The sequence below is a fragment of the Streptomyces sp. WM6386 genome, from assembly GCF_000972385.1.
Classification (GTDB): domain Bacteria; phylum Actinomycetota; class Actinomycetes; order Streptomycetales; family Streptomycetaceae; genus Streptomyces.
The window spans coordinates 63,084-71,918 of sequence record NZ_JXTE01000045.1 but is presented as its reverse complement, the minus strand read 5'-3'; the positions used below and the strand labels follow the sequence as shown (position 1 = coordinate 71,918).

Sequence of the window (8,835 nt, the reverse complement as noted above, 5' to 3'; positions counted from 1 at the left end):
CTTCCGGTGTCTGAGGGGGCTCTTGGGTGGGCTCTTCGGCGGGCGGTGCCGGTGTGGGGGGGGGCTGCTCGGTGGGCGGTGTCGGTGTCTTCGGAGGTTCCTCGGTGGGAGGTTCCGGTGTCTTGGGGGAGTCCTCGGCAGGGGGTGCCGGAGGCGCCGGGTCCTCGCCCGCCCCTCCGGTCGTCGGCGGTGCCGGATCCGTGTCCCCCGGTGTGGTGCCACCAGGCTCCTCCGGCGGCGCGGTCTCGGTGGGCGACGGCGTAGCAGCGACCGGCCCCTCCTCTGCCTCCGCGTCCGCCTCCGTCACACCGGTTACGCCCCCGTTCGCGCCCTCGGCCCGAACCTGCCCACCGGGCTGGACGCCGACCTCCTCCTCCGCCGTACCACCGCTCTCCACCCCGTCACCCGTCGCCGGCGCCTCCGCCACCGGAACCTGGGTCACCGGCGCCTCGGCAACCGGCGCCCGCTGAGCCGGAATCGAACCGGACTCGACGGGCCCGAGGGCAAGGAACACCGCGGCGGCACCCACCACCACGGCCCCCGCGGCGGCCGCGGCCTTGGACCCCCCGACCGAGCTGTGCCGCATTCCGTCAAGCAACCCGCCCCCGGACCCGCCGAAGGCGGTCGCCGTACCCGCGAACCCGAGCAGGAACTTGCCGGTCCCGCCCACCGCGAACACCAGCAGCGCGGGCCCGACCAGCGCCGGCAGCCGGTTGTTGGCGCTCATCAGCGCCGCCAGCCGCGCCCGGCAGTCGTCGCACGCGTCCACATGCCCGAGCAGCCGCTCGGACTGCCGGGCGGTGGCGGAACCCCGTACATAGGCGGGCATACGAGCCCAGTGCACCTGGCACGCGGGATCGTCGGGCGCACCGGTCTGCGTCCGCAGAAACGCCAGCCGCATCCCTTCCCGCGCCCGATGCAGCAGTACGGCGGTGGCGCCCTCCTTGGTCCCGAGCTGCGGCCCGATCGCCGCGAGCGGCTGCCCCTCCGCCTCGGCCAACCACAGTGCCTTGACCCACCGTTCGGGCAACTGCTCCAGCACCCGCACCAACAGGTCCACGGAGGACACCTGTTCGGCCGGATCGCCGCCCTGCGCCGGGACCTCGACGCGCTCGTCACCCTGCGGGTCGCGGGGCGTCTCCCGTCCGGCACCGGTACCCGCGGCGCTCGCCAGATGCCGCACGGTCGTCATCAGATACGCCGGCACGTTGTCGATCCCGTGCCCCGCGGCCAGCCGCCGCCACACCCGGAAGTGCGCCTCGGCGACGAGGTCTTCGGCGGTGTGGGCGTTCCGGGTGAGGGAGCGGGCGTACGCGACGAGACGCGGCTGCTGCTCCTCGTAGATCCGCGCGTAGTCGGCGGTGGAAACGGCGGTGGAAACGTCGGACATGGCGAAACGCTCCAGGGGGCCTGCTCTAGGGCGGGGAAGGATTTGTAAGCCTAGATGACAAAAGTTTCAATCAAAGTTTCAGCCATCACGGAAAGTGACACACGTCACCTCCATAACGGCGTAATCAGAGACCCCTCCAACCGCTCGTACACACGCATCGGCCCAACCGCCCCACCATCGGAGCCCGTCCATGTACTTCGCCCTGGAACAGCCCACCGGCGCGCGTCTGCTCACCGAGGACGACGAGGAGCTGGCGGTCCCCGTGACCCTCCGCTACGCCTCGGACGACCCCCTGGCCGTCCACTTCGTCTTCCCGCCCTGGATCTCACTCGACGGCGACGAGGTCACCTGGACCTTCGCCCGCGGCCTGCTGGAAGAGGGCCTCGGCTGCCCGGCCGGAGTCGGCAACGTCCACGTCCAGCCGTACGACCCGTCCCGCACCGCCGTGGAGTTCCGCGCACCGGAGGGCATCGCGCTGGTCATCTTCGAGACGAGGGCACTGCACCGGTTCCTGCTCCGCTCGTACGCCGTCATGGAACCGGGCGGCGAGGCCCTGGAACCGGCCCTGGAGCGTGGGTTGGCGTCTTTGCTGGGCGGTGTGTGAGGCGGTGGCCTACTTTTCCTTCTCGGGCCGCTTTTCCTCGGTCTTCATCTTGTCGTTGACCTGCTTGGCGAGCTCGTCGTCGAGCTTCTTGAACTCGCGGACAACGGCGTCCGACATCTTCGCGAGCGCGTCGAGCTGCTGCGTGATGTCCTCGCGCCCGTCCTCCCAGTTGGATTCGAAGTCGTCGAGGGAGTCGTTGACGCTGCCGTCGCCGATGTCGTCCCTGTACTGCTCGAAAAGCTTCTTGGTGTGGTTGAGCCGGGTCTTGATCGACCGCAGCTGGCGGCCGTAGTCCTCCAACTCGCTCAGCGGGATGGAGAGGTCGCTCTTGCCGCCCTGTCCCATTCTGGACTCCCCCGATCTCGTAGTCTGACGTGCACGGTACAACGGAAAGATTCCGGCGAGAGCGAACGAGCAAACGGGGAAGGTCGGTCGGCAACATGGCCCGCTACATGGAGGCGCTCACGGTCGAGCGCGGGGGTTTCCGTATCAAGGTCCCCGAGTCGTGGTGGGAGTTCGACGTGCGACCGGAGTCCCGGGACGACTCGATCCGCCGCATGGTGAACGAACGCGTCCAGCAGCACCCGGAGCTCGCCCAGTACCGCGACACCTACATGGACTTCCTCCGCAAGGCCGCGGCGGACGCGTGGAAGTCGGGCGCGCTGTACTGCGGCTGCATGGCGGAGAGCTTCGGCGGCGAAACACCGATCACGGGCTCGGTGACGGTGTCGATGGTCGGCGGTCGCAACGAGCGGGGCGAGCCCCTGTCGAACGACCCCTCCGTCATCGCCGGCCAGCTTGCCGTCAAGGAAGCCAAGAAGGAGGGCGACTCCTGGCGGAAGGTGACGACCGTCGACATTCCGGGGGTCGGGCCGGCGGCACGGACGTACGGCGTCGAGGACATCGTCGTACCCGACGACGCGCTCAACCGGACCATCCGGGCCGTACTGATGCAGACGTACATTCCCGTGCTGGGGCAGGAGGGCAAGGTCGCGCTGGTGGCGGGGAGCAGCCAGGTGCTGGACCTCGCCGAGTCCTTTTTCGACATCTTCGACGCGATCACGTCGACGTTCCGGTTCAGCGGCTGAGATCGGGGACCTCTCCCGGGCTGGTTGGCGCCGCGATGATGCGGGCGCCTGGGGCTGAGCCGGGCGCCCGTGTCGTCGTATCCGCCGTCCGCAAGGTGGCTGCACTGGTGGGTGCCGACCTCGAACGAGCGGTGCGGGAGGCGTTTCGGGTGTCGCGCGTGGCCTTTCTGCCGGGGGTGCTGCGAACGGAGCTGGACGAGTTTCCGTTCGACGTGACCTGGCAGCGGCCGGTCGCGGGCCGTCCCCAACAGAGTGCATGCCTCCGGCCCGAAGGACCCGTCAGCCTGGGCGCGTCGACACTCTGGGACAGCGAGGAGGCTCAGCTGGCTGTGGAGTTCCTCCGGGACACCGCCCCCCGTCAGGCGGCCGTCGGCTGGTACGACGAGGATCTGCTCTACGCGGTCGTCACCAGAAGGCCGGAAGCGTGGGTGGATACCCCGTCTTCGGCACGCGAGTTGCGGGACACCGTAAACGGGCTGACCGACCTTTCACGCTACGTGAAGCGTGAATTGGAAGCCTTTCTCGCCACACGTACCGAAGATGTGAAGATGCTGAACAACTCCGACAAGTGGTGATTGCGATAACACCCGACTGGAACTGGGAGACCGGCAAGGGCCTGCTCGGCATGGACGACCCCGCCGAGGTGGACGCCGCGCTCGATCGTGCCGACCGGTACCTCGGCGCGGCGGTGATCGGCCTCGCCCTCAACTGCCCGCCGGAGGTGGTGTCACCGCGGATCATCCGGGCACTGGAACTGCTGCCCGGCCCGGGGCGGGACTTCCCCTTCACGGCGGTCGCCCACCTGGCCCGGCTCGACGGCCGACTGACTCCGGAGCTGTACGCCGCCCTCCGCGCGGAGGGCATCGGCGGAGCCGCCGATCACGCGATCGACGACACGCTGTCGTTCGTGCCGTTCCGGGCCCTGCCGCCGTGGTTGAAGCGTCGGTGGGTGTACGTGACGGTGCGGGAGACGTTGCTGCGCTGGTGGCTGCGCCCGGTGGAGGCGGTCCGTGAGGCGTGGCGGGCCGTGCGAGGCTCTCGGTCCGGCTGAGCTTCACGTCGAACGGGAGTGCCCTGTAAGTTCGCGTGTGCACATAGCTGTTGTTCGTGATGCGCAGGTGACGGGGGTCGCACTATGGCGGGGCATCGACCGGCGGATTGGCATGTCCTCGACCTGGACAAGGATCCGACCCCGGGTGATCCGGACCGGGTCCGGAGTCTGGCCAGGACGCTGCATGACTTCGCCGACGACGTCTCCGACGCACTCCGCCTCGTCAAGGGCATGTCGGACGAGGACACCCTGTTGCAGTGGGCCGGCAAGTCGGCGGAAGTCTTCAAGGACGAGTTCGGCGGGGTCCCGAAGAACCTGAAGAAGCTGGAGAAGTCCTACGCCATGTGCGGGGACGCGCTCGCGGACTTCTGGCCCAAGCTGGAGCGTGCCCAGGCCCTCGCCGACAAGGCGCTCGCCAAGGCGCGTGAGGCGCAGGCGAACCTGTCCTCGGCCAACTCACGCCTTGCTTCAGCCGATTCATGGGTGACCCGGGCGAGCAAGGAAGCCGACAAGTACAAGGACGACCCCACCGGCAGCAAGTCCAGCGCCGACAAGCCCGACGAGTCCAAGGTCAGGGCCGCCACCCGGGACGCCCAGCACGCCAAGTCCGCGCAGACCACGGCCCAGTCGGACGTCGACAACGCCCAGGACGCCCTGGACGCGGCGAAGAAGATGGCCGCCGACGCCCGCAAGATGCGTGAGGACGCCGCCCGCGAGGCCAAAACGAAGATCGACGAGGCCTCCGACGCCGGCATCCAGAACCGGTCCTGGTGGGAGGAGGTCGGGGACTGGTTCACCGACAACTGGGACAACATCGTCACCGTCTGCAAGGTCGTGGTCGCGGTCGTCGGGATCGTCGCGATGATCATCGGCGGGCCGATCCTCGGCGCGATCGTCCTCATTGCCGCGCTCGTCGTGCTCGCGGACACGCTCTACAAATACTCAAAAGGCCAGGCGTCCCTATGGGATGTGGGCCTGGCCGCGCTGGACTGCATACCCGGCATGAAGGGCCTGACCAGCCTCGGCGGCCTTGCCAAGGGGCTGAAGATGCTCGGCAAGGGTGGCCTCAAGGCCATGGCCAAGGGGCTGGGGAAGAAGGGTCTGCGCAAGGAGGCCGACGAGGTCGCCGGGCACAGCAAGCCCCCGAAGGGCCGCTGCAAGAACGGCGATCCGATCGACATGATCTCCGGCGAGATGCTCATGCAGGAGACCGACGTCGACCTGCCGGGCCTCCTCCCGACCGTCTTGCGTCGCACGCACCTGTCGACCTACCCGTACGGCCGTTCCTTCGGGCAGTCCTGGTCCTCCACCCTGGACGAACGCCTCGAACTGGACGATGAGGGCGCCGTCTTCGCCACCGAGGACGGCATGCTCCTCTTCTACCCGGTGCCCGCACCGGGCACCGCTGTCCTGCCGCTGGAGGGCCCGCGCCTGCTGCTGGACTGGGACGGCGCTCCCGGCGCGCCGGTGCGAATCACCGACCAGGGCAGCGGCATCACCCGTCACTTCGCCCCGCGTCGACGCCCTTCGGCCGCCGACGTTTTCACCCTCCACCTCGCCGCCATCACCGACCGCAACGGCCTCCGCGTCGACTTCGACCGCGACGACGATGGCACACCGGTCGCCGTACGGGACTCGGCGGGCCGTCATGTGTACGTCGACACCGACAACGACAGCGGACGCGTCACCGCACTCCGTCTCCACAATCCGGAGGACGGCCCCGACGGCACGACGCTCAAGCGGTTCGGCTACGACTCCGAAGGCAACCTCACCGAGGTCCACAACTCCAGCGGGCTGCCCCGGAAGCTCACGTACGACGCCCGCGGGCGCATCACGTCGTGGACCGACCGCAACGCCTACTCCTACCGCTTCACCTACGACGCCCTGGACCGCTGCACCGGCGGTACGGGCTCGGACGGCAGCCTCGCCTCCTCGATCACGTACGACACGGAGAGCCGCGAGACGCGCTACACCGACGCGCTCGGCCATACGACGACGTACCACTACAACGAACTGCTCCAGCTCACCGCCGAGACCGACCCCCTTGGCCACCGCACGTACACCGAGTGGGACCGCTACGGGCGGATGCTCTCCCGCACCGACGAACTCGGGCGTACGACCCGTTTCACCCTCGGCGAGCACGGCGAGCCGGTGCGCATGGACCGGCCCGACGGCACCAGCATCGAGGTCGAGTACGACGCCGACGCCAAGCCCGTCGCGGTCACGCAGCCCGACGGGTCGCGCTGGGAATGCGCCTACGACGACCGGGGCAACCTGCTCACCAGCACCGATCCGCTGGGCGCGGTGACCTCGTACGCGTACGACGAGCGCGGGCACCGGATCGCGGAGACCGACGCGCTCGGCAACACGTTCCGGTACGTCACCGACGGGACCGGGATGCCGGTGCGGGTCGTCGATCCGCGCGGCAGCGTCGTGACCGTGCACCGGGACGCGTACGGCCGTGTCGTGCGCATCGACGACCCCGTCGGCGGCACCGTCCGCCAGAGCTGGAACCCCGAGGGCCTGCTGCTGTGGCGCGAGCGCGCGGACGGCGGCCGGGAGTCCTGGTCCTACGACGCGGAGGGCAACCTCACCGAACACAGGGAGCCGGGCGGTCCGGCCGCCACCGTCTTCGAGTACGGCGCGTTCGACCTGCCACGCGCCCGGACCGACCCGGACGGCACCCGCTATGTCTTCACACACGACGCCGAGCTGCGCCTCACCGCCGTGACCAACCCGCAGGGCGCTCAGTGGAGTTACGACTACGACGCCGCGGGCAACCTGCTCGCCGAGACGGACTTCAACGGCCGCACGCTCACCTACGCCTACGACCCGACCGGCCGCGCGATCAAGCGCGGCAACGGCGCCGGTCAGACGGTGCGGCTCACCCGCGACATCGCGGGCCGGGTCGTGACGGCGCAGACCGACAGCGGCACGGTCACCGAGCTGCGGTACGACGTGTCCGGCCGGATGGCCGAGGCCGTGAACGCCGACAGCCGGGTCACGTACGCGTATGACGGGGCGGGCCGGGTCGTCGCGGAGGCGGTGGACGGCCGGACCGTCACCAGCGGCTACGACCTGCTGGGGCGGCGCATCCGTCGGACCACACCCTCAGGCGCGGTGTCGCAGTGGTCGTACGACTCCGTGGGTCTGCCCGTCTCGCTCGTCACCGCGGCCGGTGAACTCACCTTCGCCTACGACGCGGCCGGCCGGGAGACCGCCCGGGGTCTGGGCGCGGCGGCCACCCTGACCCAGTCCTGGGATTCCGGCCACCGCATGGTGGAGCAGATCGTCCAGGCGGCGACGGCCACCGGCGGCAGCAGCCGGCAGGGCGCTCCCACGATCCGCCAGGCCCGCACCTACGCCTACCGCGCCGACGGTCACCTGACCGCGATCACCGACCGCCTCTCCGGCACCCGCCGCTTCGACCTCGACCCTGTGGGGCGCGTCACCCGGGTGTCGGCGGACACCTGGACCGAGTCCTACGCCTACGACGAACTCGGCAACCTCACTGCCGCAGAGCACCCGGCGCCGGGCGGCCAGGATGCCCAGGGCCCGGCGCTCCACTCAGGTACCAAGGTCACCTCGGCGGGACGTACCTCGTACGACCACGACGCCCAGGGGCGGGTGACCCGGGTCATCCGCCGCACGCTGTCCGGACTGCGACGGGTCTGGACCTACGTCTGGGACGCGGACGACCACCTCACCGAGGCCATGACGCCGGACCATGGCGTATGGCGCTACCGCTACGACGTGCTGGGCCGCCGCACCTCCAAGGCACGGGTGCGCGAGGACGGTTCCGTCACCGATGAGACCCTCTTCACCTGGGACGCCGCCAACCTCGCGGAGCAGCAGACGCTGCGGGACGGCGTGGCTGAGACCGACACCTGGGACTGGGAGCCGGGCACGCACCGGGCGGCGGCGCAGGTGCGCAGCCGATGGCGGGCCGACGACGACCAGGCCTCGGTCGACCGGCGGTTCTACGCGATCGTCACCGACCTCGTCGGCACGCCGAGCGAGCTGATCGGCGAGGACGGGGAGATCGCCTGGCGGTCGGCGACGACCCTGTGGGGACGGCCGCTGCCCGGCGGCGACGCCGGAGACCTGTGCCCGCTGTCCTTCCCGGGCCAGTACCGCGACCCGGAGACGGGCCTGCACTACAACCTGTCCCGCTACTACGACCCGGACACCGCGAGCTACCTCTCACCGGACCCCCTGGGCCTGGAGCCCGCCCCGAACCACCACGCGTACGTCGAAAACCCGCTGCGCTGGAGCGACCCGCTCGGCCTGGAGGGCGACGAGCCGGTCCGGATCTACGACGACTCGGAGTACGACAAGCACGGTTCGAGCTCCTCCTCGTCGGCCAAGGGCGAGATCGGCCGCGCTCCCTCGAATGGTCAGGCCGCACTGGACCGGTCCATCACACGCGGCGACACCGCCGCCGCGGACGACTTCCGGCGCGTCGGCGTGGACCACGTCAACAACGAGATCGTGGTGCTCGACCGGCACAAGTACTTCACTGACGAGAACGGCAAGATCGTCAAGGAGATCTACCATGGCCACGTCCAGGCCTCGTACCCGTCCCCTGCCGTCAAGGAAAACGTTCTGGCCAAGCTGGTGAAGCTCAAGATGATCAACAACAAGAAGAAGCAGAAGGTGCTCCCGCCCCCGTGCGACGGGTGACGGACGAAAGAAGGAAGAC

General features: G+C 69.6%; 7 protein-coding genes. 5 read left to right on the top strand and 2 right to left on the bottom strand.

All coding sequences use genetic code 11. From position 1 onward, the window contains the following. Window positions 1-1,390 (bottom strand): sigma-70 family RNA polymerase sigma factor (locus tag TN53_RS25800; protein ID WP_046261028.1); only part of this gene is annotated, 1,390 nt, incomplete at its 3' end. 190 nt (window positions 1,391-1,580) lie between these two features. Here TN53_RS25800 and TN53_RS25795 point away from each other — a divergent pair. After that, window positions 1,581-1,994 (top strand): SsgA family sporulation/cell division regulator, encoded by a 414-nt coding sequence (locus TN53_RS25795; RefSeq protein WP_046261027.1) that lies wholly within the window; start codon window positions 1,581-1,583, stop codon window positions 1,992-1,994. A 9-nt stretch (window positions 1,995-2,003) separates the two neighbouring features. Here the strand turns inward: TN53_RS25795 and TN53_RS25790 are convergent, their stop codons facing one another. Further along, window positions 2,004-2,339: a hypothetical protein gene (locus TN53_RS25790; RefSeq protein WP_046261026.1), complete on the bottom strand. Its 336-nt coding sequence runs from the start codon at window positions 2,337-2,339 to the stop codon at window positions 2,004-2,006. Between the two features lie 95 nt (window positions 2,340-2,434). Between TN53_RS25790 and TN53_RS25785 the strand changes: the two genes are divergently transcribed. From TN53_RS25785 to TN53_RS25770, 4 genes are all read left to right on the top strand, one after another. Then, window positions 2,435-3,082, top strand: a complete 648-nt coding sequence (locus TN53_RS25785; RefSeq protein ID WP_046261025.1) for a hypothetical protein — start codon at window positions 2,435-2,437, stop codon at window positions 3,080-3,082. A gap of 107 nt (window positions 3,083-3,189) precedes the next feature. Continuing rightward, complete coding sequence (locus TN53_RS25780) at window positions 3,190-3,657, top strand: hypothetical protein (RefSeq protein WP_046261024.1); 468 nt, start codon at window positions 3,190-3,192, stop codon at window positions 3,655-3,657. Then, window positions 3,651-4,133, top strand: a complete 483-nt coding sequence (locus TN53_RS25775) for a hypothetical protein (RefSeq protein WP_234441708.1) — start codon at window positions 3,651-3,653, stop codon at window positions 4,131-4,133. The genes TN53_RS25780 and TN53_RS25775 overlap by 7 nt, the downstream gene beginning before the upstream one ends. An 84-nt stretch (window positions 4,134-4,217) precedes the next feature. Next, a complete protein-coding gene (locus TN53_RS25770) occupies window positions 4,218-8,816 on the top strand; it encodes a DUF6531 domain-containing protein (RefSeq protein WP_052745311.1) in 4,599 nt (1,532 codons plus the stop codon). Window positions 8,817-8,835: the final 19 nt, after the last annotated feature.